Origin of the sequence: Nocardia sp. NPDC058244, assembly GCF_042882065.1 — a bacterium.
Lineage (GTDB): Bacteria > Actinomycetota > Actinomycetes > Mycobacteriales > Mycobacteriaceae > Nocardia.
The window spans coordinates 215,777-241,886 of sequence record NZ_JBHVWX010000008.1 but is presented as its reverse complement, the minus strand read 5'-3'; the positions used below and the strand labels follow the sequence as shown (position 1 = coordinate 241,886).

The following is a 26,110-nucleotide window of genomic DNA, read 5'->3' as shown; positions in this document are numbered from 1 at the left end:
CGTTGCGGGTGAGTTTCGGCCGGGCCGGTGTCGTCAGATCAGGCCGACACGGCGGGCGTTGCCGATCGCGTCGGCTCTGGCGTTGACCCCCAGCTTCTGATAGATGCCACGCAGGTGGGTCTTCACGGTGTTCACCGAGACACCCATGTTCGCGGCGATATTGATCGCGGTCATGCCGGACGGGAGCTGGCGCAGCACCGCGAGTTCGGTCTCGGTGAGCTGCGGCGCGTCGGTGGCGGGCGCGCGATGGGACCGGACCAGGTCGACGAACGCGTCGAAGCGGCCGAACCGCCCGCCCAGCCGGTCGAGGGTCTCGGCCGCGCCCGGCACATCGAGGAACGGGCGGATCAGCCGCTCACCGCAGGCGAGCGCGAGCGCCTGCTCGAACGCGCTCTCGGCCTTGCGCGGGCGGTCCAGCCGGTCGGCGGCGACCCCCTCCAGCAGCCAGGCCGTCACCAGCGCACCCGCCGTCAGCTGCGGGGTGCCGCCGAGGACCGGCTCGAGCAGGGTCAGTGCCGCGCTGGGCCGATGGGTGTAGACGGCCAGGCCCGCTTCGGCGACGGCCAGCTCCGGGGTCGGCCCGAACACCCGCGTCGCGTGGTCGATCAGGTGCTGGGCATCGGTCTTGGCCTGCAAGCGCAGCAGCACCCACAGCACGTCGGTGACCAGGGTGCCGATGCCGAAGGCGGCCGGGGAGTCGTCGAGCAGCCGGTGGGTCCCGGTGCAGAGCATGGTCGCGGCGGCCGCGCGGTCGGGGGCCGCGTCGAACATCAGCACGCCGGTGATCACCGCGGCCTGGCGGGCGGGCGCCGGGGCACTCGCCTCGGCCGCCGGTCCACCGGGCTGGCCCGGCGGCGGCAGCTGCACGGCCTCGCCCTGCTGGTAGGCGCCGTAGGCCGCGATCAGCCGGGCGAACACGCCCTCGGGGGCCTGCGCCAGGTCGTAGCGGTCGGCGCAGTCGATCGCCACCTCGGCCAGGGCCCGCAGGTCACCGACCCGGCCCGCGTACCCGGCGGCGACCGCGACCGCGGTCCGCGCGCGCACCGCGACACTGCCGAGCCCCACCTCCTCCGCGTGCACGATGGCGTGCCGCAACGCGGCGGTCCCGCTGTCGAGCGCGCCGCCGGTGACCTCGGCGGTGCCGCAGTGCAGCGCGGCGTAGCAGTCGAGATCGGGCTGTCCGGTGACCGCGGGCAGCGGCCAGCTCATCGAGGCCGAATCCCCCACCAGCACCGCCAGTCCCGCGCTCACCGCGCGGTCGAGCGAGGCCGTCCAGGTGTCGGGGACCAGCCGCGAGACCTGCTCGGACCCGACGTGCGCGGCCTCGAGATAGACCTCGGCGGCGGCGATCTCCCCCGCCTCCACCGCGACCGCGGCGCGCAGCAACCGCACGAAGGTGTCCTCGGTCGCCTCGGGCAGGAACTCCATGGCGGCCAGCAACTGCTGACCCGCGCCGTCGAGGACCATGCGCGGACCCCAATCCCGCAGGAACGCCACCAGACCGGGGGTGCCCGGTTCGGCCAGCACGTGATCGAGCGCGGCGCCCGGCAGCGCGGCCGCGCCGAGCCACTCGGCGATGCGACGGTGCACCGTCGGCAGCCGGTCGGCCCGCGAGTGCGCGGCCTCAGCCAGCAGATACGCCCGCAGCAGCGGGTGGTAGCTGTGCCAGAGCTGACCCGCGTCGGCCACGGTGTGCATGGGGAAGTTGGCCCGCAGCAACTCGTCGACGATCCGCGCCGCGTTGTCGTCGGTGAGTTCCTCGGCCAGCGGCAGGCAGAACCGGGTCGGAACCGCGGTGACCAGCAGGAAATCGAGGGTCGACGCGGGCAGCGACTGCATCAGCTCGGCGACGAGGAAATCGGCGACCGCGTGTGAGGGCCGGGCCAGCGTGGTCAGCGCGGTATCGCGGTCCTCGCCGTTGGCGGCCACGTAGATCGCGGCGATCCGCACCAGCGCGGCCCAGCCGCGGGTCAGCGCGTGCACCATGGTGAGTTCGTCGTCGTCGAGCCGGCAGCCGTGCTGGGCGAACAGCTGGGCGATCCGCTCCGGCGACAGCGCGAGTTCGCCGACCCCGATCCGGGTGAGCCTGCCCGCCAATTCCAGCGCGTGCCAGCGCAGCGGCGGATCGAACCGGCCCGCGAGCAGCACGGTGACCGTGCCGGGCAGATGCGCGAGCAGGTATTCCAGGCCGGCCAGTTGCAGCGGGTCGGTGATCAGGTGGGCGTCGTCGAGCACCAGGACGGTGTGCTCGCCGCGCGCCGCCAGCGCGTCGACCAGTTCGGCGGCCTGATCGGCCGGGGTGCGCAACGTGGTGTCGACGGCGTCGGCGGGCCGGTGCGTGATCCGCGCGATCGCCGGGATCAGCTCGCCGCTCTCGGCCAGCGGCGCGGTGACGGTGAGCCAGCCGACGGTGGCCGCCCTGGCCTTGCGCGACCTGGTCACCCAGTCGACCAGCGCGACGGTCTTGCCGCTGCCCGCCGGGCCGGACACCAGGACGGTGTGCCCGCCCGCGGTCTGCGCGCGGTCCAGCCGGGCGCTGAGGTCACCGGAGCGCACGGCGGCGAAGGACAGCTCGGGAATCTGGGCACCGGCCACGGAGACGTTGTCAGCTAACGCGCGGTACGAGGTTGTCACCACCACACTCCTCAGCTCGTCGACTCCCTGCGGGGTCGATCCACCAGCAGGTTCGACGGTAGGCCAAAGGCGACCAGCGCGTTCGCCGGAGTTGCGGCGTCGACGCGCTCGTTATGAGATCGACGTCATCGCGAGGGTTTGCCGCGACCGGCTATTGTTCGGCAACCTCACGATCAGTCGGGCAGGCGGGACATGCCGAGCAGGGTGAGCCCGAGGACATCGATGCGGGCGAGCACACCGCGCATGGCGGTGTTGTCGGCGAGCTCGCCGTAGAGGGTGGTGGTACCGGTGGGCGAATGGGCGCTGCGCCGGAGTTCCGGGAACGCGGCGACAGCGCGTTCCGTGAGTTCGCCCTCGATGACGAACTGGTAGCGAACCGCATCCGACGTCGGCATGTGTCCAGTCTCGACGACCGGCGCGGCGATCGCCTCATCCGCACGGGATGATTCCGGCGCCACCAGCGACGACGCGGCCCACGCAGTTTTAAACACTCGTTTTTCTGTTTCCCGGACAGCGTGGTCACCGGGTCGATAGTGTCGCCCACACCCACAGCGGTGGGCCAGCGCGAACAGGAGAACAACCATGAAGACCAACCAGGCTCGGCGGGCCGGCTTCGGACTCACAGCTTTCACCGCGGTCGCCGCGGCCGGCGTCCTGGTGGCGCCGCAGGCCTCGGCGCTCGTCCAGGGCGTCACGGTCAGCGGCAGCACCCACTACGTCGGCACCGCCTACACCGTCACCGCCGATGTCACCGCGACGTCGTTCCTGTTCAAGGTGACCTTCACCGACAACGGCACCCAGATCGGTGAGCCGGTCTCGGTCTCCGACGGCAAGGCCACCATCACCTGGACCCCGTCGACCCCCGGTTCGCACGAGATCAAGGCCGTGCAGGAACTGATCAGCTCCAAGACCGTCACCGTCGAGGTCTCGGCGAAGCCGACGACGCCCGGCGGCGGCACCGGCTCGGCCGACCTGGGCGGCCTGCTGACCGGCTCGGCGGGCTGACCGAGCACGCACCGAACGGCCGCCGCGGACTACCGATCCGCGGCGGCCGTCGACGTTTCCCGGTCAGGCCTGGTCGTGGGCCCGCTGCAACTCGGCGATGTCGAGCTTGGACATCGACCGCAGCGCGGTGCCGACCGCGATGACCCGGTGCGGTTCGCCGCTCATCAGCTTCGGCAGGACCGAGGGCACGATCTGCCAGGACAGGCCGAACCGGTCGGTCAGCCAGCCGCACGGGCCGGGCGCGCCGCCGTCGGACAGGGTGTCCCAGAGCCGGTCGACCTCGTCCTGGGTGTCCACCACGACCTGCAGCGAGGCGGCGTCGGTGGGCGGATGGCCCGGTCCGCCGTTCATCAGCGTGACGGCCTGACCGTCGAGATCGAGGGTGACGACGAAGGCCGAGCCGTCGCCCTGCCGGGTGACCTCGACGACGCGCGAATTCGGCACCGTCGCGGCGTAGAGCTCACCGGCCGCTTCGGCGTCGGTGTCGAACCAGAGGAAGGTGTTGACGGACATGACGTGCTCCTTCGGGAGGGTGCGTTGGCTTGCTGTCACCCTCTGGTCGGAGCCGAATGCGCCGCCTCGACACATCCGCCGAAGTTTCTTCTACTTCTTTTTTCGCGGCAGGGTCTTGGCGTAGTTCACCCCGCGCTCCACCCACTCGCGCAGCACCGCGTCGTCCTCGACGGCGGCGGTGGCGACGCGCAGCCAGCCCACCATCTCGCGCCCGCCCATCACCATCGGCGCCACCGACTGTCCGTCGATCAGCGATTCCCCCTCGGCACGATCGACCCGCACCATCAACCCGCCCTTGCCGCTGGCCGCGACGGCCATATTGCCGCCCACCAGGAAGGCGAGTCCGCCGAACATCCGTTGCTCGACGAGATCCTGCCCGGGGTAGACGATCTCCCGGATGCGCTCGGCGAGTTCCTCGTCATAGGCCATGGCCCCAGTGTGCGCCGGGGCACCGACAGTTTTCAGACGCCGAGGGCGGCGGCGAACATCGGCCACGAGTCGTGCACGTCGTCCTGCCAGTACGGCCAGGCGTGCGTGCCCGCGGCGCGGAAGCGCACGTCGGCGGGGATGCCGAGCTGGGCGAGCCGGGCCGCCATCGGGCCGGTGCAGCTGCCCGCCACGGCCTCCATCGTGCCGCCGACCAGCAGCCGGTCGACCAGGACGCCGAGATTGCCCGCGATGCTCGGATCGTTGATCGCCTCGTGCTGCCCGGGGACGCCGTTGCCCGCGGACAGGTAGATGGCGGTGCCGCGCAGGCGTTCGGCCTGCACGACCGGATCGTTGACGGTCCAGGCCGGGTCGATCGGGCCGCCCCACATATTGGTGGCGTCCGCGGCGAAGGTCGCCAGCTGGGCCCGCACCAGCGCCTGCGCCACGGGGTTCGCGGTCTGGGTGCAGCCGCTGAACGCGCCGACCGCGCGGTACAGGCCGGGCGCGGCGATGGCCAGGTTCAGCGCCGAGGTGGCCGACATCGACAGACCGGCGACCGCGTTGGCGCCGGTCGTGCCGAACCGCTGAGCCAGCAGCGGCGGGAGTTCGCCGGTGAGGAAGGTGGTCCACTTGTTGCGGCCCAGGATCGCGTCGTCGCGCTGCCAGTCGGTGTACATGCTGGCCCGGCCGCCGATCGGGACGACCACGTTGACCGGCTTGTCGGCGAAGAAATCGACCACGTCGGTGCGCCGCATCCACGGCCCGCCGCTCTCCCCACCGTCGACCGCGTTCAGCAGGTACAGCGTGGGCGCGCCCGCGCCGGGATGCGACAGCCACAGCGTGATCGGCCGGTTCATCGCCGCCGAATACACGACCACTTCGTACTGCCTGCCACCGAGCGGCCGGACGTCGATGATTCCCGGTTCGGCCGACGCGGGCGGCGCGATCACGAATCCACAGCCGAGCAGGACGAGCACACAGCACAGGAGCCGACGCATATTCCGAGCATGCCCTACCGAACAGCCGATATGCGGCATTGACCGGCCCGTGTCCGCCTCCGCGTGCGGCGCTGGCAAACCTAGGGCATCCCCGCTTTCGCGGTGCTCGAAGCACCCGAGGGCAGGACCGCGCGCAGTACGTCGTCGAGCGCGGAAGCGGTGACGCCGAAGGTGGCGAGCAGGGCGGAATCGTCGGCAACGAACTCGCGGTGCGACATGTGCGCGGTCTCGAACAGCTCGCCCCAGAACGGATCGCCCTGCGCGAGCTCGGTGATCTCGGCGTCGGTGAGCACGGCGAGGTCGGGCTCGGGCGCACCGGCCAGCGCCGCCAGCCTGCTCGCGACCGTGCGCACCGTGGTGGTGAGCATCGGCGCGTGCCAGGCCCGGCCCCACGCGCGGTCGTCGCGGGCGACGGCGACCAGCGCGGCCGCGGCGTCATCGATCGCGGTGAACGAATGCGCCAGGTCCAGCGCCTGCGGCACCCGGGCCCGCGCCCCCGCCAGCACGGCGGGTTGCACCAGCAGGGAGAAGACCGAGACCGCGCCCGCGCCGAGGAACTGACCGGCGCGCACCTCGGTGACGCGCAGCCTGCCCGCCTCGTGCGCGGCCAGCGCCTCGGTCCACATCCTGGCCCTGACCTCGCCCTTGCTGCCGGTGGCAGCCAGCGGGGTCGTCTCGTCGACGACGCCGTCGACGGGGCCGTAGCCGTAGAGATTGCCCATCATCACCAGGTTCGCGCCGGTGGCTTCGGCGGCCGCCCGGATCGAACCGAACAGCGGCGGAACGGTTTCCGGCCAGGTGTGATACGCGGGCATGGCGAGGTTGAACACCGTCGCGGCGCCGGTGGCGTGCTCGATCAGCGCGGTGGTGTCGGTGGCGTCGAGGGCGACGCGGTCGATCCCGGGGTGCTCGGGACCGAGGCCGCCGCGGCTGATCATCGTCACCCGGTCACCGGACTCGGCGAACGAGAGCGCGGTCGCGGACGCGGTGGCCCCGCGACCGATCACGACATGCTCGGTCATGTGAATTCCCTTTCCCAGCAGGAGCTTTCGCGCGATCCGGCGACGGTTCGCCGGGCGCGAAGTCAACGATGCCGGGCGCGGGCGGGCTAGACTAGTGGCCGGAATGCCAGCTATCCCAAGGATCAGGCCATGAAGACTGTCGCCGTCGTCGCCGTGCCCCCGGTGAAGTCCTTCGATCTGGCCATGCCGGGATCACTGATGGAATCGGTGACCATCGACGGGGCGCCGGGCTACCGGGTGCTGGTGTGCACCGCCGAACCCGGTGTGGTGCTCGCGAACTCGGGCGGGTTCGACGTGGTGATCCCGCACGGACTCGAGGTGCTGGCCTCGGCCGACACGGTGATCGTGCCCAGTACCGGCGCGCGGACCGGCGCCGATCCGGCCATCCTGGCCGCACTGCGCGCCGCCGCCGAGCGGGGCACCCTGGTCACCTCGATCTGTAGCGGCGCCTTCGTGCTGGCCCAGGCGGGGCTGCTCGAGGGGCGCACCGCCACCACGCACTGGGCGCTGGCCGACGAACTGGCCGGTGCGCATCCGGGAGTTCGGGTGCGCACCGACGCGCTGTTCGTCGAGGACGGCCCGGTCACCACCTCGGCGGGCGCGGCCGCCGGAATCGACCTGTGCCTGCACCTGATCCGCCGGGACTACGGCGCCACCGTCGCCAACGAGGCGGCCCGCGCCGCCGTGGTGACGCCGGTGCGCCCCGGCGGTCAGGCCCAGTTCGTCGACACCCCGCTCCCGCCGGACGACGACCTCTCGCTCTCGGCCACCCGCGCCTGGGCGCTGACCCGGCTCGACACTCCCCTGTCGCTGCGCGACCTCGCCGCGCACGCCACCACGAGCGTGCGCACGCTGACCCGGCGCTTCCACGAGGAGACCGGGCTCAGTCCGCAGAAATGGCTGCTGCACCAGCGTCTGCACCGGGCCAGGGAGCTGCTCGAGTCGACGTCGCTGCCGATCGACCAGGTGGCCAGGCACAGCGGGATCGGGTCGGCGGAGTCGTTGCGACAGCACATGATCCGCCAGCTCGGCGTCCCCCCGAGCACCTACCGGGCGAACTTCACCACGGCCCGGTAGGCGGGTAGGGCTGATACCCCGGCGGCGGAGCCTTGGCGAAGAAGGCAGCGGACCGGGGGTTCCAGAGCAGGACGACCGCGGCCAGACCGATGAGCACGAGGACCACGGTGAAGGCCAGCGATTGCGGGTCGGCGCCGGTTCCGGTGGCCAGCGCGCTGATCACGCTGACCGCCGAGGACAGCACATTGAGGCCGAAGAACACCGTGCCGGTGATCCGGGCCCAGTTCTTGCCCGCCCGGCAGGCGAAGGCCATCCACACCCACAGCCCCGTCGTCACCAGCGAGGTCAGGATGCCGCCCGCGAGGCCCGCGTACACGAGGACGTCCAGGTCGTCGCCGCGGAACACCCCGCCCGACGCGTCCAGCGCGTCGGAGCGGATCTTGTCGATGGTGGTCAGCATGTAGGCGGCGCTGAGCACGGTCACCACCGCGCCCGCCAGCATCACGTAGAACGCGATCTGCACATTCTGCGGAACCACTTTCGGCCCCGCGTCGACCGGCGCGGCCGCCGGATAGGGCGTCGCCGAGGGATACGGCGCCTGCCCACCGGGCACAGGCAGCGGGTACGCAGCCTGCCCACCGGGCACAGGCGGCGGGTACGCAGCCGGTCCGCCGGGCACAGGCAGCGGGTACGCAGCCTGTCCGCCGGGCACCGCATGCGGATACGGCGCCTGCCCACCGGGTGCATCCTGTGGATGAGGCGCTTGCCCACCGGGGGCGGCCTGCGCGTAGGGCGTCGGGCCGTTCGACCCGGCCTGCGCGTAGGGCGCCTCGGGTTGCCCTGAGGCGTTCGAAAATGGCTGGGGCGCAGCTGGATTCGGATAGGGCTCCCCCGCCACGCCCGGATAGGGCAGGGGTGTAGCCGAATTCGGGTAGGGCACTTCCCCCGCTCCCGGGTAGGGCGACGGTGTGGCCGGATTCGGGTAGGGCGCCCCCGCCGCACCCGGATAGGGCGGCGGGTACGACGCCCCAGTACTCGGCGGCGGCACGGCCGGATTCGGGTAGGGCACGGGTCCCCCGGCGCCGCTCGGAGGTGGTACCGCCGCGCCGGGGTTGGCCGGTGCCTGCGGAACCGCGTCGGGATACGACGTCAGCTCGTCCTGCTCTGGTCGCGGACCGTCGTGATCCGCCGACGAATCTGGCACGGTGCCCCCTCCTGTGAAGTCGGGCCCAACTCTAGTCGTCGGAACCCGCCCTCACCGGACAGCGACAACGCACGTCCGGCCCGTGTGAGCCGTCGCGCGCGGCGGCGACGCACCTCGGCGCGGGCTGGAACGGACCCGGTCAGCGCACCCGGGCGCGGACGAGTTCCCGTGCGGCCGTGCGGTATCGGTCGGCGATCAGCCGGACCACCGCGGGGTGCACACCGATCGGCTCTGCGACACCGTCGGCGCCCGCGTCGTGCAGGCGCTGGTGGAACAGGCCGTGGGCCAGCAGGTAGGAGGCGATGAAGACCCGACCCGCACCCGCTTCCCGCAGTTCGGCGACGACCTCGGGCACGCGCGGCGCGCCGGTCGCGACGTAGGCGATCCGCACCGGAACGCCGAGCTGCTCGGCGAGCATGCCCGCCGCCCGGCGGACGTCCTGGCGGGCCCGCGCGTCCGACGATCCCGCGGCGGCGAAGACCACCGCGTCACCGGGACGCCAGCCCGCGGCGCGAAGGCGCACCGCCATGATCCGGGTCAGCGCCGGATCGGGGCCCATGGCCGCGGTCACCGCGACCTCGGTGTGCCCGCTCTCGTCGACCTCGCGCGGCACGTCCTGGTAGACGTGGTAGCCCGAGGCCAGGAACGCGGGCACCACGACGGCCGGGCCGTCGAGGTCGCGCAGCACCTCCGACGGCGACGGGCCGAGCACGTCGACGAAGGCGGTGCGCAGCGCGGCGTTGGGCGCCGCGCCCTCGGCTTCGGTGCCGTCGGCGCCGCGCCCCGAAACCGCGGCGCCGAGTTCGGCGGCCACCGCGTCGGCGAGCGCGGCGATCATCTCCACGCCGCGCGCGCTGCGGGTGCCGTGCGCGACGAGCACCAGGGCCGGCTCACCCGGCCGCGCGGTGCTCACCAGACGCCGATCGGTTGCGCCGGTCGCGGCGACCGGGCGGGCGTGCCGATGCCGGCCTGATGCGGCGGCTGCACCGGCGGCCTGCTCACGGGGGTGTCGGAGCAGTCCGCGGCGTCGAGCGCGAGCCGGTAGCCGCGCTTGACCACGGTCTGGATCGCCTTGGGCGTGCCGAGGCCGGCGCGCAGCCGGGCGATCGCGGTCTCCACCGCGTGGGTGTCGTCGCCACCGCCGGGCAGGGCCGAGAGCAGGTCCTCGCGGGACACCACCCGGCCGGGCTGCCGGGCCAGCGACCGCATCAGCGCCATCGGCGCGGGCGCCAGCTGGCGCACCTCACCGTCGACGACGACGCAGCCACCGCGCACGCTGATCAGATGACCGGCCGCGTAGATCCGGCTCGCCCGGCGCGGCAGTTCCTCGGCGACGTGGCGGGCCAGCGCACCGAGCCGCGCGCGGCCCGGCATGGTGGTCGGCACGCCGAGTTCCTCCAGCGGCGCGGCGGTGATCGGGCCGACGCAGGCCGCGAGCACCCGCCCGCGCAGCGCGTGCAGCACGGACTCGAGCAGGCCGGTCTCCTTGGCCCGCATCAGCATCGACGCCACCGCCGGAGCGCTGGTGAAGGTGACGCAGTCGAGGCTGCCGGAGATGATCGACTCGATCATGGCGTCCATCGGGCCACGATCGGCGGGCGGCTCCCACCGGTACACCGGGACCGGAACCACATCGGCGCCCGCGCAGCGCAGCACCTCGCAGAAGTCGGGAACCGGCTCCCACTCGGTGGTCGCGCCGTGCAGCTGCACCGCGATGCGGACGCCTTCGACGCCCTCGGCGAGCAGGTGATCGAGCACCTCGGCCGAGGACTCCGAGGCAGGCGACCATTCCTCGCGCAGCTCGGCGGCGCGGATGGCGCCCTTGGCCTTGGGGCCGCGGGCCAGCATCCGGGTCGAGGCGAGCGTGTCGCGCAGCGTCTCGGCCAGGCCCCAGCCCTCGGCCGCTTCCATCCAGCCGCGGAAGCCGATGCCGGTGGTCGCGACGGTGATCTGCGGCGGATCGGCGATCAACAGCTCGGTGACGCGCTCGAGCTCGGTGTCGTCGGCCAGCGGGATGATGCGGATCGCGGGGGCGGACACCACGGTCGCGCCCTTGCGGGTGAGCAGGGTGCCGAATTCCTCGGCGCGGCGCGCGGCGGTGACGCCGATGGTGAAGCCGGCCAGACCGGGGCCGGTGTCGGTGGGAGAGGTCATGGAATCAGCCGTCCGAGGATTCGAGGGCCGAGACCTGCACCGGCTCGTTGGATACCGAGACGACGCCACCGTCGAGCTGGACGGCGTAGACCGGCAGGGACTTGGTCGCGTCGTCGAGACAGCGACCGTCGATCAGCGAGAAGGCCTGCTTGAGCAACGGCGACGCGACGACGGGGACCCCACCGCGATCACCGACGATGCCGCGTGACATCACCGCGGCCCGGCCGAACGGATCGATGTTGCCGACGGCGGCGAGCGTGCCGTCCGTGAGTAGGAACAGGGCGGCCTGCCTGCCGCCCCGGAGCAGGACAGCAACGCCGCGGCCCGGGATCAGGAAGTCGAGCCGGCACGCCTGAGTCCAGGTCGCCGTCTCCGTGGTGATGGTGGGTGTGTCGATAACGGTCATCGTCGGTTCCTCCTCCGAACGCCTTACCTATTGGTACAGGCGCCCTGTTTCCGCAGGGTTAAGCGCCTATTTCCCGGCTGCTGCTGTGTCGGAGCCAACACCGGCGGGCATGCCGGGCAGGCCGAGGAGCACTGGTACCTTGCGCTCGCCGCTGTCGTCGAACGAGATGGTCGGGTCGGCTTCGTCAGGGGCGTTGACGAAGGAGACGAAGCGCGAGAGCTTGTTCTCGTCCTCGAGCACGGCGGCCCACTCGTCCTTGTAGCCGTCGACGTGCTTGGCCATCGCGGCCTCCAGGTCGTCGGCGATGCCGAGGCTGTCGTCGCACACGACGGCCTTCAGGTACTCGATGCCGCCCTCGAGCGCCTCCTGCCAGGGCGCGGTGCGCTGCAGGCGGTCGGCGGTGCGGATGTAGAACATCAGGTAGCGGTCGATGTAGCGGATCAGCGTCTCGTCGTCGAGGTCGCCGGCCAGCAGCACCGCGTGCTTCGGGGTCAGACCACCGTTGCCGCCGACGTAGAGGTTCCAGCCGTGCTCGGTGGCGATCACGCCGACGTCCTTGCCGCGGGCCTCGGCGCACTCGCGGGCGCAGCCCGAGACGGCCAGCTTCAGCTTGTGCGGCGAGCGCAGGCCGCGGTAGCGCTTCTCCAGCAGCACGGCCATGCCGACCGAGTCCTGCTGGCCGTAGCGGCACCAGGTGGAACCGACGCAGCTCTTGACGGTGCGCAGTGACTTGCCGTACGCGTGGCCCGACTCCATCCCGGCGTCGACCAGGCGCTTCCAGATCAGCGGCAGCTGCTCCACGGTCGCGCCGAACAGGTCGATGCGCTGGCCACCGGTGACCTTGACGTAGAGGTCGAACTCCTTGGCGACCTCGCCGATGACAATCAGCTGCTCGGCGGTGACCTCACCACCGGGCATCCGCGGCACCACCGAGTAGGTGCCGTTCTTCTGCATGTTGGCCAGGAAGTGGTCGTTGGTGTCCTGCAGCGCCGCCTGCTCACCGTCGAGGATGTGATCGCTCGAGGTCGAGGCCAGGATCGAGGCGACAGTCGGCTTGCAGATGTCGCAGCCGGTGCCCTTGCCGTGCTTGGCGATCAGCTCGGAGAAGGTGCGGATGCCGGTGACCTGCACGACCTGGAACAGCTCGGCGCGCGACTGGCTGAAGTGCTCGCACAGCGCCTTGGACATCTCCACGCCGGACTGCTCGAGCAGCTTCTTGATCATCGGCACACAGCCACCGCAGGAGGTGCCGGCGTTGGTGCAGCTCTTGATGCCGGGGATGTCGCAGGCGCCGTCGGCGATGGCGCCACAGATCGCGCCCTTGCTGACGTTGTTGCAGGAGCAGATCTGGGCGTCGTCGGGCAGCGCGTCGGCGCCCAGCTCGGCGCCCGCGGGCGAGATCAGCGCGGCGGCGTCGGCGGGCAGCGGGCGGCCGACCAGCGGGCGCAGGGCCGCGTACTGGCTGGCGTCACCGACCAGGATGCCGCCGAGCAGGGTCTGCGCGTCGTCGGAGACGACCAGCTTGGCGTAGGTGCCCTTGGCCGCGTCGTGCAGCACGACCTCGAGCGCGCCCTCGGTGGTGCCGTGCGCGTCACCGAAGGAGGCGACGTCGACACCCATCAGCTTCAGCTTGGTGGACATGTCGGCGCCGGGGAACTCGCCCGCGCCACCGAGCAGCCGGTCGGCGACGATCTCGGCGGTGGTGTATCCGGGGGCGACCAGGCCGTAGCAGATGCCCTCGATCGCGGCGCACTCACCGATCGCGTAGACGCTCGGGTCCGAGGTCTGCAGGGTGACATCGGTGAGGATGCCGCCGCGGGCGCCGATCTCCAGGCCAGCGGCCTTGGCCAGCGCGTCGTGCGGGCGGATGCCGGCCGAGAACACCACCAGCGAGGCGTGGATCTCCGACTCGTCCGACAGGTGCAGGGTGACGTTGTTGGCCCCCTCCTCCTCGATCGAGACGATCTTGGCGGTGCCGACGCCGGTGTGCACGTTGAGGCCGATGTCGGTGACCAGCTTCTCCAGGATCGCGCCACCACCGGCGTCGACCTGGGCGGGCATCAGGCGGTCGTTGTACTCGATGACGTGCGGGGTCATGCCCATCAGCCGCAGCGCGTTGGCGGCCTCCAGGCCGAGCAGACCGCCACCGACGACGACGCCGTGCGCGCCGGGACCGGCCGCGTCGGCGGCGGCGCGGATGCCGTCGAGGTCGTCGATGGTGCGGTAGACGAAGCACTCGGGCAGGTCGTGACCGGGCACCGGCGGGACGAACGGGTACGAACCGGTGGCCATGACCAGCGCGTCGTAGGCGATGACGTCGCCGTTGGAGCTGGTGACGGTCTTGGCCGCGGTGTCGATCGACTCGCCGCGCTGGCCCAGCCGCAGGTCGACCAGGGCGTCGCCGTCGTAGGTGTTACCGGGCAGCGCCAGCTCCTCGGCCTTCCAGCTGCCGACGTAGTAGGACAGGCCGACGCGGTCGTAGGCGGGCAGCTTCTCCTCGGAGAGGATGACGACCTGCCATTCGCCTGCCTCGTCGCGCGAGCGCAGGGCCTCGACGAAGCGGTGACCGACCATGCCGTGGCCGACCACGACCACTGTCTTGCGAGTGCTGTTCATGAGAGTGACCTCCTTGGTTGTGGTCGGGTAGTCAGCGAGCCGACGTAGTGGCCGACGAAGCGTTGTTTTCGGCCTCGAGGACCAGGGACTCGGCCTCGACCACGACATCGGAGTCGGCAGGCACGGTGGACAGGCGGGGACGGCGCAGGAACACCGTCCAGGTGACGGCCGCGCAGACCACGTAGAAGGCGAGGAACACCCAGAACGCGGTGGTGGCCGAGGAGGTGCTGGCGTAGGAGCTGCGCAGCACCATGTTGATGCCGACGCCGCCGAGGGAGCCGATCGCGCCGACGAAGCCGATCAGCGCGCCGCCGGCGTTCTGCGACCAGGCGGCCTGCTCGGCCCGCGGGAGCGGCAGGCTCTTGGACTTGGCCTCGAACACCGACGGGATGATCTTGGTGACGGCGCCGTTGCCGAAACCGGAGAGCACGAACAGGGCGATGAAGCCGACGACCAGCAGGGCCATGGTGGCGCCGGAGGCGACCCCGTTGTTGCGGTCGGCCATCGTCGAGGCGGCGATCACGATCAGCGCGGCGGCCATCATGGCGCCGAAGGTGCCGAGCGCGACCCTGCTGCCGCCGATCCGGTCGGCCATCTTGCCGCCGTAGGGGCGGGCCAGCGAACCGAGCAGCGGGCCGATGAAGGCGATCGAGGCGGCGTGCACGGCGGCCTGGGCGGCGGTGTCGCCACCGGCCTTGAAGCTGATCTGCAGGATCTGGCCGAAGGCGAAGCTGTAGCCGATGAACGAACCGAAGGTGCCGATGTAGAGGAAGGCGATCGCCCAGGACTGCGGCACCTTCAGGGCCTTGCCCATGGAGGACAGGTCGGCCTGCTGGTTGGTCAGGTTGTCCATGTACAGCGCCGCGCCGACCGCGGTGACACCGACGAGGACCAGGTAGATCGCGCAGATGAGGTAGGCGTAGTCGCCGCCGAGGGTGACCAGCACCAGCAGGCCCAGCAGCTGGATCACCGGGACACCGATATTGCCGCCGCCCGCGTTCATGCCCAGCGCCCAGCCCTTGAGCCGCTGCGGGTAGAAGGCGTTGATGTTGGTCATCGACGAGGCGAAGTTGCCGCCACCGATGCCGGCGAACGCGGCCACGACCAGGAAGGTCGTGTACGAGGTGCCCGGCTGGGTGACGAAGTACAGCGTCAGCAGCAGCGGGACCACCAGCAGCAGCGCGCTGAAGATCGTCCAGTTGCGACCGCCGAAGCGGGCGGTGGCCACGGTGTAGGGGATCCGCAGGAACCCGCCGACCAGGGTGGGCAACGCGACCAGGAAGAACTTGCCCGCCGGGTCGATGCCGAACTTGTCGGCGGGCATGAACAGCACCATCACCGACCAGATCGACCACACCGAGAACCCGATGTGCTCGGCGAAGACCGACCAGATCAGGTTGCGCTTGGCAATGTCCTTGCCGCCGGCCTCCCAGGCCGCGACATCTTCGGCATCCCAGTGCTCGATGTCGTGGTTACGCTTCAGCGTGCTCAAGTTGGGCCTCCCAAAAGTGCGATGGCCCAACGGTAGGAAATGGGTATTGCCGGAATGCTGCGGGAAATGTCGCGCGAATCAACGGTTTCTCACCTACGCCGCTCAGAGCGCGTGAGATCGGCCCTTTTGTTTCCGGCGTGTGACACAACGATTTCCGCAGGTAAGGAAGCGGCCAGAAATCGTCGGAATCACCCGTGAGGGTGTGACGTACACAGCATTACCCTCGACGCACACGCGCGCAACTCGAGCGGTGAGATTTCCCGGCTCAATTCCAGGTGTCTTCGAGCATGCGCGGCTTGCACGCCTGCCAGGCACCCGCCAGCAGCACGCCCAGGGCGACCAGGAGCATGCCGAACGGGACCGCCCAGCCGCCGGTCCAGGTGTGCAGCATGCCGAACAGCAACGGTCCGACGCAGGCCACCGCGTAGCCGACGCCCTGGGTGAACCCGGACAGCGCCGCCGACCCCCGCGGGGTGCGGGTACGCAGGTTGATCAGCGTCAGCGCCATCGGGAAGGTGCTCGGACCCAGCCCCAGCAGCACCACCCACAGCACCGGGGCGCCCATGGGCGCGATCAGCAGACCGGCGAAGGCGATGACGAACAGCACCATGCAGCCCACCACGACGGGGAACGGATTACGCATCCGCGAGACCACGGTCGGCGCGCCCAGCGCGGGAATGAGGCCCATGAGCGCGAACAGGCCGACCATGCTGCCGCCGAAGCCGGCGCTCGCGCCCGCGTCGGACAGGATCTTGGGCAGCCAGGCGAACATGGCGTAGGTGGTCAGCGAGGTCATGCCGAACATCGCGGCCATCCCCCAGGCCACCGGCGAACGCCACACTTTGCCTGTGGCCGTTGACGATTCGGCGGGCAGGGCGGTGACGTCGTGCCGGTCGCGGCCCTTGCGGTCGCGCAGCACGAACACCCACGGCACCGCGGCGGCGAAGCCGACCAGCGCCCACACCCCCATCGAGATCCGCCAGCCGTGGTCCTGCGCCAGCGGCACGGCGACGAACGCGGGCACGACGGTACTCAGCTGCACCATCACGATGTAGAGGGAGCTGATCGCAGCCAGCTGATCGGCGAAATACCGCTTCACCAGCGGCGGGATCACCACATTGCCGATGCCCATGCCGAGCAGCACCACCGCGGAGAACCCGAGCAGTTCCCCGGTACCACCCGCGAACGCGCGCACCAGCGACCCGGCCCCGGCCAGCAGCATCGCCAGCAGCACCGTGCGCTCGAGCCCGTACCGGCGCACCAGCAGCGGCGCGACCAGCCCGGCGAGGCCGAACATCGCGGTCGGCAGCATGCCGAACACCCCGACGATCGCCGTCCCGTACCCGATGTCCGCGCCGATCTCCTCCGCCAGCGGACTGAACGCGGTCACCGCGGCTCGCAGGGTGAGGGCCGACATGATGATCGCCGCGAGAACCAGCAGCCGCCCCTCGACCAACGATCGACGACTGACCCGACCCCCGTCGACCACGACCTCCGGCTCGCGGTCGCGCAGATGGGGGGCGGTAGCGGATTCATGGAGTGGCGGCACCGCAAAATCATAGGATGACCCGATGACCAATGCCAAGCGACTGTGAGCAATGTCCATCTCCCCGCCGCTGAGTCTGGCCAAAGTACGCGGAGAGGCGGGCAAGTACCCTGGCTGACGTGCAACCCGTCCGGCGAACCAGCCTCATCGCTCAGGTCACCGAACAGCTTCGGGCCGAGATCCGTTCCGGCCGTTGGCCAGTGGGCCAACGGATCCCCACGGAACCCGAACTCACCGAGCTCACCGGGACCGGGCGCAACACCGTCCGCGAAGGCGTCCAGGCCCTCGTGCACGCGGGCATGCTCGAACGCCGCCAGGGCTCGGGCACCTATGTGATCGCCACCTCCGAGGTCGGCGGCACCCTGGGCAAGTACTTCGCCGACGCCGAGGAGCGCGACATCCTCGAACTGCGGCAGGCGCTCGACACCACCGCCGCGGGCCTGGCCGCCCGCCGCCGCGACGACGCCGACATCGCCACGCTGCGCCGCCTGCTCGCCGAGCGCAGCAACCGCAACTGGACCGAACCCGACCCGGTCGCCATCGCCGCCGACGTGGAACTACACCGTGCGATCGTCGTCGCCAGCCACAACGCGGTATACCTGGAGTTCTACGATTCGCTGCTGCCGATCATCGAGCACGTGATCCACGCGCGCACCGCCCGCTCCGACGACGCCTACGACACCGAGCACGCCGAACTCGTGCAGGCCGTGATCGACGGCGACGCCGACAAGGCGATGCAGGCGACGCGCTGCTTCCTCGGCTCGCTCATCGCCGAGTACCCGGATCGCTGAGAAAAGCGAACCGGCGGCTCTTCTACATCCAGGTTTCCGGCCGGTCACCGACCCGCGATTTCGGCGGTGAGCGTGAGTTGGCTGGAACGTCACCTGAGGCCATTGTCACGCAACAACCGGCTTCTACCTTTATCTCGACCCCGCAAGAAGCGCATCGAACGCCACGAAAGTCGATGCGCTTCTATCGAGCCCGATCGAGAGGAAGCCGATGACCGCAATCGCCGCCACCGGCCAGGAGACGGAATCCCCGTCCTTCGAATATCAGAAGAAGGGCCGCTGGCTGACCCAGTGGAACCCGGATAATCCGGAGTTCTGGGAAGCCGGCGGCAAGCAGACCGCCCGCAAGAACCTCTGGTTCTCGGTCTTCGCGGAGAACCTGGGCTTCAGCATCTGGGTGATCTGGGGCTCCATCGTCACCGCCATGGGCTCGGCCGGCTTCGAGTTCCTGGCCGGACTGGGCAAGGGCAACCCGACCGCGGTCAGCAACGCCCTGCTGCTGACCTCCATCCCGACCCTGGTCGGCGCCGCGCTGCGCATCCCGTACACCTTCGCCGTCCCGAAGTTCGGTGGCCGCGCCTTCACCGCGTTCAGCGCGGCGATGCTGTTCATCCCGACCCTGGGCATCCTCTACTTCGTCAACCAGCCCGGCACCCCGATGTGGGTCTTCCTCGTGCTGGCCTCGCTGGCCGGTGTCGGTGGCGGTAACTTCTCGTCGTCGATGGCCAACATCTCGTTCTTCTTCCCCGAGGGCAAGAAGGGCGCCGCGCTGGGCCTCAACGCCGCGGGCGGCAACCTCGGCGTCGCGCAGACCCAGCTGATCGTGCCGCTGCTGATCACCTTCGGCACCCACATCATGGCCAAGGACGCGGGCGGTTTCCGCTTCGGCATCACCCTGGCGGTGCTGTTCTGGCTGCCGTTCATCGCGGTCGCCACCGTCGGCGCGCTGTACTTCATGGACTCCATCGCCGAGGCGAAGTCCGACGGCAAGTCCTACAAGCTGGCCCTGACCAACCGGCACACCTGGATCATGGCCTTCCTCTACATCGGCACCTTCGGTTCGTTCATCGGCTTCTCCTTCGCCTTCCCGACCCTGATCAAGGCCACCTTCCCCGACCTGGCCAAGATCGGCTGGATCACCACCCTCGGTAACCTCGCCTTCCTCGGCGCGCTGGTCGGTTCGTTCAGCCGTCCGTTCGGCGGCTGGGTCTCCGACAAGATCGGCGGCGGCGCCAAGATCACCGTCTACGTCTTCGGCGGCATGTCGATCGCGGCCGCGTTCATCGTCCTCGCGGTGGACCTGAAGAGCTTCCCGCTCTACCTGGCGTCCTTCCTGGCGCTGTTCGTGCTGGCCGGCATCGGCAACGGTTCCACCTACCGGATGATCCCGTCGATCTTCAACGCGACCGCCAAGAAGTACGCCTCCGAGCACGGCATCGACATCGCCGAGGCCGCCATCTCGGCCAAGCGCCAGGCCGGCGCCGCCATCGGTGTCATCGGCGCGGTCGGCGCCGCGGGTGGCTTCGTCGTCCAGCAGGCGCTGCGCCTGTCCAACGTCCACCTCAAGACCATGGCCCCCGCCTTCTGGGCCTACGCCGCGGTGTTCCTGGTGATGGCGGCGGTCACCTGGTGGTGCTACCTGCGCACCAACTTCGCCACCGACCGGGCGCCCTCGCTGGCCTACGCCAGCGTCTGATCCACCCAGCGAGACCCCGAAAGCCACGTTCGGCTCCCCTCACCGAACGTGGCTTTCGGCTGTGTGCCAACACTTTTCGGCCGTGGTTGTGGCCGCGATCACCGATCTGCGCTTACCCTGGAGTTCAGACTTGCACCGGGGCGGCAGAGGTGAGCGGTATTGAACATCTCGAACGAGCAGGCAGAGCTACGATTCCGATCCGCCACCGTCGACGATCTGGCCGCCATCGCCGAGCTCGAATCGCACGAATTCATGCCACTGGCCTATCCGTATTTCGCCATTCGGCAATTGTTCGATATCCACGGATCGCATTGGCTGGTCGCCGATCTGGCAGGTTCGATTTGCGGGTACGCAATGGTGGCGGTCGGCCGCAGCACGGCCTGGCTGATCGGCCTGGCCGTCTCGGCGGGCTATCAGGGCCGGGGTCTCGGCCGCTCACTCCTGGATCTGGCTGTCGCGCAGTGCCGTTCGTCGCAGGTCGACGCCGTCTTCATCACGGTGCGCCCGTCGAATGTGCCCGCGGCGACGCTGTACAAGAACTCCGGTTTCGTCTGGGCGGGTTACGAGGACCAGTACTTCGGCGCGGGGGAACCACGAGATCTGCTGGTGCACCGCATCGTTCCCGATTGGCCGAGCGCCGATCCCACCGATCGCCGGTGGTACAAGGACCGTGGGCCGGTCGACGAGGGATGACCGACTACGCCGAACACGATCGGCTCGGCGACTTCGTCGCCTCCAAGACCACCCTGATCCGCAGGCACGCCAGCGCTTTCGCCGACGTCGTCGCCGATTTCCTGCGCGCACCAGGACCGGCCGACGAATACGCCCTGCTCGACGAACTCAATCACCGGGTCGAGCAGTTCCTCGCCGACTACGTTCCGCCCTCGACCCGCCGCGTCGGCGACAGCCTGGTCTTCGCCCACCTGTATCGCGACGCCGATCCCGACGTGCTCGACAACGCCGGACGCGAGCTGTCCTGCGAGACCGTGCTCACCGCGCTGTTCGCCGCCGAGGTCGAATTCCGCGGCCCGCTGCGGCTGAGCCGCACCCAGTCGATCCTGCTCGCCGAGGTGTACGAGGAACTCGGCGAACAGCTCTCGGCGCACAAGCTGCCCGCGCACGCCGCGCTCGCCTACCGGCAGGCCTATCGCCTGCACACCACCACAGAGAACCCGCGCGGGCAGGACCGGTGCGGGCTGAACATGGCGCGCGCCAAGACCAGAGCGCGCAGCCCGCGCTGGCGGCGGCTGCCCGGAATGACCTCGGACCTGCTGTGCGGCTACGGCTATCGGCCGTTCCTGCTGCTGGCCTGGATCGCGGTGGAGATCGCGCTGTTCGTCGGGGTCTTCTACCTGTCGAGCACCGGGATCGGCGTCAACACCGCCGTGCGGGTGGGGCTGCTGAACTTCCTGAATCCGGTGGGCACCGACGATCTGCCGAAGCTGGGCTCGTTCGCGCAGGCCACCCTGATCGTGGAGTCGTACGCGGGCATCGTGTCGACCTCGGTGTTCTTCGCGCTGCTGGTGCGGCAGCTGTTCCGGCTGTGATCACCAGCGTGACTGGCTGCGGGTGAGCGCGCCCAGCGTCGCCACCGCGACCCGGTCGCGCAGCTGCCCGATCCGGGAATTCCACTGCACGGTGAAGCCGGGTTCGGCCTCCAGACCCGTCCACAGGCCGCGCAACGGCGCCGGGGTGAAGGCGCCGGGCAACCACAGGTGCACCAGGTGCTCCAGCAGCGGGGTGAGTACCTGGGCGGGCGAACTGCGCGAGAGCTCGGCCATCTCGGCCTCGTCGATGACCTCGGTGAGCACCGTCAGCAGCCAGTCGTGCATGGCCAGGTCCTCGCAGAAGGCCTGCACCATCGCCAGTTCCGCCTCGTCGCCGACCACCACCGAGGCCAGCCTGGTCTCGTCGTCGAGCAGGACGAACGACATGCTCGGCGCCTGCCCGCGCTCCACCCGCGCGGCCCACCGCAGCCGCGACGCGCTGGTCTGGATCGGCGGCTTCTGGTTCAGCATCGGATCGGTGCGGACCCGCATGTGCAGCCGGGCCGCGATCGCGCCGGGGTCCAGGGTGGCCGTCGTCGCGTCCCCGGCACCGAGGAAACCGTCGACCAGCTGGGTGCTGATGTCCGGCGGTATCCGGGTGAGGATCTCGACGATGCCGATCCGGCCCAGGTAGTGACCCCAGCTGCGCCGATGGGTGCCCTCCCCGGCGGTCACGGTGGCCGTCGCCGAGCTCTGCAGGATCCGCCCGCCCAGCACCACGGCGTGGGCCGCGACCGTCCCGACCGCCCGCACCCGGCCCCGCGCCGGGGTGGCGAGCCGGCAGTCGACGCCCTCGGAGATCACCGGCGACTGCGCCCAGCTCACCGGACGTTCCCGCGACTGCACGCGTCGGCCCCGCACGAGAGTCAGCAATTCCGCCGCCGACCCTCGGCTCAACGCCGCCGACTCCGGCAGCAGCCCGGTGCGCACTTCGCCAAGGAGCGCCAGCGGTCCACCGCTGAGATGCATTGCTGCAGCGTAGCCCGTATGCGCTGGTGACGGCATCGGATCTACAGGCTGCTGAGGAAGAAATGCGAGAGCCGGTCGGTGACGTCGTCGGTCATCGCGATCCCCTGTTCGCTCGCGCGGCGGGTGAGCAGCCCGACGACGGCGGGGTCGGGCTGGACGTGGTCGAGGATCATCCGCACCGCGTGCTCGATGCCCACGTACCGCTGCGGCAGCAGCGACAGCGAGCGGAACGCGGCGAACGGCGCCGCCCGCTCCTGCAACCGGATCACGCTCGGGAAATCCGCCCAGCGCGCAGGCCATTCGTGCCCCGGCGGCCAGTACTCGGCATCGACGATGGCCTTGCCCTCGTAGCGGAGCATGCCCAGGCGCAGCAGCTGCCAGACCGAGGCCAGGAACGGGCACGACCAGAGCACCTCCTGGCCCGCGCCACGATCGCGCCACATCTCGACGTCGAGGAAGATGTTGTGGTTGCGCGCGGCGAACTCCACCGGCGGCCGGTAGTTCACCTCCATGGCGTGACCCGGCTCGTGATCGCTGGACCGCTCGCCGTTGCACAGCCAGCCCGACTCCGCGGTCGGTGGCCTGCGCCCGGTGCTGCCCGGCGCCGGTTCGGCCACGATCGCGTCGGCGACCATCTGCGCCAGCGGAATCCGCGGCTCGTCGTGCTGACGGCGCAGATACCGGCTGCACCCGGCCTCGCTGGCCAGGTAGTCGATCCGGACGCCGCATTCCTCGGCGATGCGCAGCAGTTTCGGCACGATCCGGCGGGGATCGGCGTCGGTCTGGAAGTAGTCGTCGAGCAGGAAGCAGGTACTCACCCGCACCCGCGAGGCGCCACCGGCGGCCTCGGCGAAGTCCTGCCTGGCGATCTCGGTGAAGGCCTCGAGCAGCGGTGCCACCCGCCCGAACTGGGCCGCGATCGTCGCTTCGCCGTTGAGCAGGTCCGACATGTAGAAGTGCCCGACCTCGATGGACACATGCGACAGCGGTACATCCTCGACACGCACTGACGCCGTCGACTCGGCGTAGACGGCGCCACCCACAACCACAGCCCCTCGTCAACCCGTCCGGATAGAATCGTGGCGATTCTAGCCATCACGACGGCGCGCCCATCGATCGGACACGCCCATCGAATTTTCCCCTCCCCCAGTCCCTTTCGCAAGTTATGTCGCGATTGCGCGCATTGTGCCCGAGCGGGCGTTTTCCCGCGGTTACACCCGCACCCAGGTCGCGCGATCCCACAGCCGCCGCGCCAGTTCCTCGAAGGCGTCGACGGTGGCGCGATTGGCGATGCCCGCGTTCACATCCGCGTCGAGCACGATCTGCTCCCGCCACTGCAACACGGGCTCGACCGGCGTCTCCCCCAGCAACGCGCCCGCGCCGAGCCGGTACTCGGCCGCCAGCGAACGCAACGCGTCGTTCTGCTTGAGCAGCCACGCCGCCTGGGGGCCGCCGCTGGCCGCGTGCTCGTCGGTGACGCGCGGAACGGCGGTGCGGACGAAGCGGATCCGGGCCAGCAGGTCGTCGGGGGCGTAGCCGAGTTCGACCCCGGTCTTCAGCAGGCCCTTGGGCCCGTGCACCAGCCCCTGCGCGGCCATCAGGTGCTGCCGGGTCCAGCGGTGGTAGACCAGCCAGCACACCTCCTTGTCCGGCATGTCCTGGGGGCGAGTCGCTTCCAGCGCGATCTGCATGGCCACCGACCGGCCCGCGCTCAGGTCGACGATCACCACCTTGTAGGTGCTGTCCAGATCGAGCAGCAGTTCGCGGCAGCGGCGCACGACATGCGCGTCGTTGGCCGACATGGCCTCGCCGCCGCCCTCGTCGCCGGGCAGCAGGACCAGCTTGCCGCCCCGGGATCGCTGGCTGCGCAGGGCATCCCGATTGGTGTTGGCCCGCACGTCGATGCGCTGCGGCAGGCTGTTGTGGCCGCGCAGATACGAGTGCAGACCGCTGCCGGAGGCGGTGCCCCGCTCGACCGCGCTGATCTCGAACAGCGCGCCCGCGGTCGGTGAGCCGAAGTCGAAGTCGAGATAGGCCGTGCTGATCCCGCGCAGGCCCAGCCGGTAGGCCAGGTTGCAACTGGTCACCGACCGTCCGGTGCCGCCCTTGTCCGAGGTGGCGAAAACGATCATGGGGTCACGTGCTCCTCATCGCGTCGAGACGAGCGTAGGCGAGCCGGTCCAGTTCGATCAGGGCCGCCGAGGCGAGCGTGAACGCCGTTCCCGGTTGCAGATTCACCACGTCGCGGGCCCTGGCCAGCTGCTGCTCGACGCCGTCGAGCGCGATCCGGTTGGCCGAGGTGTCCTCGACGCTGACATTGAGCATCTCCTGATTGAGCAGGTGCTCGGCCTCGTTGAGCAGTTCGACGGCGCGCACCACCATCGCCGGGGAGCGCAGCGGCGCCTCCCGGTAGGTGCGGTCCGCGGTGACCAGGCATTCGATCACGCGCTCGGTCATGTACCAGGACGGGAGCGTCTGACCCGCCCTGGCGGCGGCGCCGAAGGCCGCGCCGGGATCGTCCCACAGGCCCGCGGCGTCACCGTCGGTGATCATCCGCAGGTCCAGGTGGTCCATCACCTTCTTGGCCAGTTCCATCAGCCGGTCGCGGGCGGTGATGTTGCCGGACAGGCGGGCCGCCTGCAGGCTGCGCTTGAGCAGCACCGGCGCGAAGTCCGAGGCGATCCACTCCAGCCGGGAACCGCCGCCGTCGACGAGTTCGCTGCCGCGCAGTGTCATCCGCACGCCGGGGTGGTGCAGGGCCAGGGACGGGTCGTCCTGGGTGGGTCGGCGGATGATCCGGCCGCGGCGGGCCAGTTCGTCGAAGATGCCGATCGCGCGGGTGAGGTCGTCGTCGGAGGCGGTGCGGGCCACCAGTTCCTGGATCAGCACCGCGGACACGATGAGGGAGAAGTAGTCCGACTCCTCGCCGTCGGAGGTCCGCCACGGGATGTCCTCCAGCGGCCAGGTGCCGCTGCCGAAGCGGGCGACCGTCGCCCAGTAGCGCTGGGTGATGTCCCAGCGGATGCGCAGCGCCTCGGCCAGGCGGTACTGGGTGTCGTCGAGCAGGTCGAGCTCTCTGGTGCGCTGGGAGAGCACGTCGTTGATGCCGTCGAGCGCGGTGATGGTGAAGTAGAGGTAGGGCCTCGGGTCGGCGTAGCCGATGCTGGAACCGATGGCGTCGGGGACGAAGTCGACCGGGTCGGCGCCCTGCACCACGCCCCAGCTCCAGCCGCACTCGAAGAGCAGATCCTCGTCGTCGAGTTCGGATTCCGGCGCCCGGCCCAGCGTGACGTCGTTGCGCAGCCGGGCGCGCACGCGATCGAGGCTGCGGGCGACGGCGTCGACGACTACCTTCTCCGGCTGCCCCGACTGGTTGAGCATCCCGAGCATCGCCTTGCCCGAGGGTGAGCGCGGCGAGGCCGTGTTGACCACGAAACTGCGCACCAGGCCCGTCATCGCGGCGGTCAGCCGGGTACTCAATCCGCCACTGAGCTCGGCGATCCTGGCGCTGATGTCCTTGCGCCGCTCGGTGCGCGCCCAGCGGTCGAAGACCCGGGCGAAGCCGAGCGCGGCGATGCACAGCGTCACCGACATGGAGTAGCCGTCCACCACCTCCAGCGCGTGCTGGGCGGGTGTCGGCTCGGTGTCGCCGGTGGCGCGCAGGTAGCTGCCCGCGTCGAAGCGGGGCAGGCCGTCGGGATCGGTGTTGCGGGCCAGGTACTCCTCGACCAGGCCGAGCACCGTGATGCCGATCCTGGCCTGGCCGCCGAACGCCTCGAGGACGACCCTGACGTCGTCGGACATCGCCTCGGGGCGGTCCAGCGCGAAACTCTCGATCTCGGTGGCCGGATACAGCAGGCACAGCAGCTGTTCGGAATCACTGATCGAATTGGCGCCGAGGACTCCGTCCCAATGCCATTTCTCGTCCCGGTAGCAGGCCGAGAGCATGGCGCTCCAAATATCCAGAATCTGTTGTCTGGGCTGGATTCTCACCCGCAGCAATCCTCACCGCTCGTGACGGGCCGCACGGGTCCCCCGGTCCGGCGCAGGACACATGGCGGCGATGCTCGATGA

23 protein-coding genes are annotated in these 26,110 nt (G+C 70.3%); 6 read left to right on the top strand and 17 right to left on the bottom strand.

Annotated elements, in window-relative coordinates; all coding sequences use genetic code 11:
• Nucleotides 1-33: 33 nt before the first annotated feature.
• Together ACFVW6_RS25720 and ACFVW6_RS25715 are read right to left on the bottom strand one after the other, a co-directional pair.
• Entirely contained in the window at nt 34-2,634 is a 2,601-nt protein-coding gene (locus ACFVW6_RS25720; RefSeq protein WP_378822999.1) for a LuxR C-terminal-related transcriptional regulator, read from the bottom strand.
• 173 nt (nt 2,635-2,807) lie between these two features.
• Nucleotides 2,808-3,029, bottom strand: a complete 222-nt coding sequence (locus ACFVW6_RS25715) for a hypothetical protein (RefSeq protein WP_218718015.1) — start codon at nt 3,027-3,029, stop codon at nt 2,808-2,810.
• Between the two features lie 187 nt (nt 3,030-3,216).
• On the opposite strand from ACFVW6_RS25715, the gene ACFVW6_RS25710 reads away from it, so the two are divergent.
• Complete coding sequence (locus tag ACFVW6_RS25710; protein ID WP_357343540.1) at nt 3,217-3,639, top strand: Ig-like domain repeat protein; 423 nt, start codon at nt 3,217-3,219, stop codon at nt 3,637-3,639.
• Nucleotides 3,640-3,702: 63 nt separating this feature from the next.
• Here ACFVW6_RS25710 and ACFVW6_RS25705 read toward each other — a convergent pair whose 3' ends face one another.
• From ACFVW6_RS25705 to ACFVW6_RS25690, 4 genes are all read right to left on the bottom strand, one after another.
• Entirely contained in the window at nt 3,703-4,152 is a 450-nt protein-coding gene (locus ACFVW6_RS25705) for a VOC family protein (protein ID WP_378823001.1), read from the bottom strand.
• A gap of 90 nt (nt 4,153-4,242) precedes the next feature.
• A complete protein-coding gene (locus ACFVW6_RS25700; protein ID WP_355276023.1) occupies nt 4,243-4,581 on the bottom strand; it encodes a TfoX/Sxy family protein in 339 nt (112 codons plus the stop codon).
• 32 nt (nt 4,582-4,613) lie between these two features.
• A complete protein-coding gene (locus tag ACFVW6_RS25695; protein ID WP_378823004.1) occupies nt 4,614-5,579 on the bottom strand; it encodes an alpha/beta hydrolase in 966 nt (321 codons plus the stop codon).
• Between the two features lie 80 nt (nt 5,580-5,659).
• Nucleotides 5,660-6,601: an NAD-dependent epimerase gene (locus tag ACFVW6_RS25690; protein ID WP_378823006.1), complete on the bottom strand. Its 942-nt coding sequence runs from the start codon at nt 6,599-6,601 to the stop codon at nt 5,660-5,662.
• A gap of 129 nt (nt 6,602-6,730) precedes the next feature.
• Between ACFVW6_RS25690 and ACFVW6_RS25685 the strand changes: the two genes are divergently transcribed.
• Nucleotides 6,731-7,678, top strand: a complete 948-nt coding sequence (locus ACFVW6_RS25685; protein ID WP_378823008.1) for a GlxA family transcriptional regulator — start codon at nt 6,731-6,733, stop codon at nt 7,676-7,678.
• Here ACFVW6_RS25685 and ACFVW6_RS25680 read toward each other — a convergent pair.
• The 7 genes from ACFVW6_RS25680 to ACFVW6_RS25650 all read right to left on the bottom strand — a co-directional run bounded on the left by ACFVW6_RS25680 (nt 7,662) and on the right by ACFVW6_RS25650 (nt 16,907).
• A complete protein-coding gene (locus tag ACFVW6_RS25680) occupies nt 7,662-8,231 on the bottom strand; it encodes a hypothetical protein (RefSeq protein ID WP_378823011.1) in 570 nt (189 codons plus the stop codon). The two genes, ACFVW6_RS25685 and ACFVW6_RS25680, sit on opposite strands and share 17 nt — an antisense overlap.
• Before the next feature lie 730 nt (nt 8,232-8,961).
• On the bottom strand, nt 8,962-9,660 hold the full coding sequence (locus ACFVW6_RS25675) for a sirohydrochlorin chelatase (protein WP_378825528.1): 699 nt from the start codon (nt 9,658-9,660) through the stop codon (nt 8,962-8,964).
• 71 nt (nt 9,661-9,731) lie between these two features.
• Nucleotides 9,732-10,976 carry a uroporphyrinogen-III synthase gene (locus ACFVW6_RS25670; RefSeq protein ID WP_357343527.1) on the bottom strand — a complete coding sequence of 415 codons (1,245 nt, stop codon included), beginning with the start codon at nt 10,974-10,976 and terminating at the stop codon, nt 9,732-9,734.
• A gap of 4 nt (nt 10,977-10,980) precedes the next feature.
• A complete protein-coding gene (nirD, locus tag ACFVW6_RS25665; protein WP_357343525.1) occupies nt 10,981-11,382 on the bottom strand; it encodes a nitrite reductase small subunit NirD in 402 nt (133 codons plus the stop codon).
• Between the two features lie 66 nt (nt 11,383-11,448).
• Nucleotides 11,449-13,998, bottom strand: coding sequence for a nitrite reductase large subunit NirB (nirB, locus tag ACFVW6_RS25660; protein WP_378823013.1), 2,550 nt, complete (start codon nt 13,996-13,998; stop codon nt 11,449-11,451).
• Nucleotides 13,999-14,029: 31 nt separating this feature from the next.
• Nucleotides 14,030-15,490 carry a nitrate/nitrite transporter gene (locus ACFVW6_RS25655; RefSeq protein ID WP_378823015.1) on the bottom strand — a complete coding sequence of 487 codons (1,461 nt, stop codon included), beginning with the start codon at nt 15,488-15,490 and terminating at the stop codon, nt 14,030-14,032.
• Nucleotides 15,491-15,755: 265 nt separating this feature from the next.
• Nucleotides 15,756-16,907: an MFS transporter gene (locus ACFVW6_RS25650; protein ID WP_365011185.1), complete on the bottom strand. Its 1,152-nt coding sequence runs from the start codon at nt 16,905-16,907 to the stop codon at nt 15,756-15,758.
• Between the two features lie 248 nt (nt 16,908-17,155).
• On the opposite strand from ACFVW6_RS25650, the gene ACFVW6_RS25645 reads away from it, so the two are divergent.
• The 4 genes from ACFVW6_RS25645 (at nt 17,156) to ACFVW6_RS25630 (ending at nt 21,067) form a co-directional block, all read left to right on the top strand.
• A complete protein-coding gene (locus ACFVW6_RS25645; RefSeq protein ID WP_355276039.1) occupies nt 17,156-17,827 on the top strand; it encodes a FadR/GntR family transcriptional regulator in 672 nt (223 codons plus the stop codon).
• A 208-nt stretch (nt 17,828-18,035) separates the two neighbouring features.
• Nucleotides 18,036-19,520 (top strand): MFS transporter, encoded by a 1,485-nt coding sequence (locus ACFVW6_RS25640; RefSeq protein WP_378823018.1) that lies wholly within the window; start codon nt 18,036-18,038, stop codon nt 19,518-19,520.
• 159 nt (nt 19,521-19,679) lie between these two features.
• Complete coding sequence (locus tag ACFVW6_RS25635) at nt 19,680-20,213, top strand: GNAT family N-acetyltransferase (protein ID WP_365007354.1); 534 nt, start codon at nt 19,680-19,682, stop codon at nt 20,211-20,213.
• Nucleotides 20,210-21,067, top strand: coding sequence for a hypothetical protein (locus ACFVW6_RS25630; protein WP_378823022.1), 858 nt, complete (start codon nt 20,210-20,212; stop codon nt 21,065-21,067). The genes ACFVW6_RS25635 and ACFVW6_RS25630 overlap by 4 nt, the downstream gene beginning before the upstream one ends.
• On the opposite strand, the gene ACFVW6_RS25625 is transcribed toward ACFVW6_RS25630, so the two are convergent.
• The 4 genes from ACFVW6_RS25625 to ACFVW6_RS25610 all read right to left on the bottom strand — a co-directional run bounded on the left by ACFVW6_RS25625 (nt 21,068) and on the right by ACFVW6_RS25610 (nt 26,029).
• On the bottom strand, nt 21,068-22,036 hold the full coding sequence (locus ACFVW6_RS25625) for an SCO2521 family protein (RefSeq protein ID WP_357343511.1): 969 nt from the start codon (nt 22,034-22,036) through the stop codon (nt 21,068-21,070).
• Between the two features lie 41 nt (nt 22,037-22,077).
• The gene (locus tag ACFVW6_RS25620) at nt 22,078-23,079 is read right to left on the bottom strand and encodes an SCO2522 family protein (RefSeq protein WP_387793013.1); all 1,002 of its coding nucleotides are present in this window, start codon (nt 23,077-23,079) and stop codon (nt 22,078-22,080) included.
• A 168-nt stretch (nt 23,080-23,247) separates the two neighbouring features.
• Nucleotides 23,248-24,168, bottom strand: coding sequence for an SCO2523 family variant P-loop protein (locus ACFVW6_RS25615; RefSeq protein ID WP_355276050.1), 921 nt, complete (start codon nt 24,166-24,168; stop codon nt 23,248-23,250).
• A gap of 4 nt (nt 24,169-24,172) precedes the next feature.
• A complete protein-coding gene (locus ACFVW6_RS25610; RefSeq protein WP_355276051.1) occupies nt 24,173-26,029 on the bottom strand; it encodes an SCO2524 family protein in 1,857 nt (618 codons plus the stop codon).
• Nucleotides 26,030-26,110 lie beyond the last annotated feature (81 nt).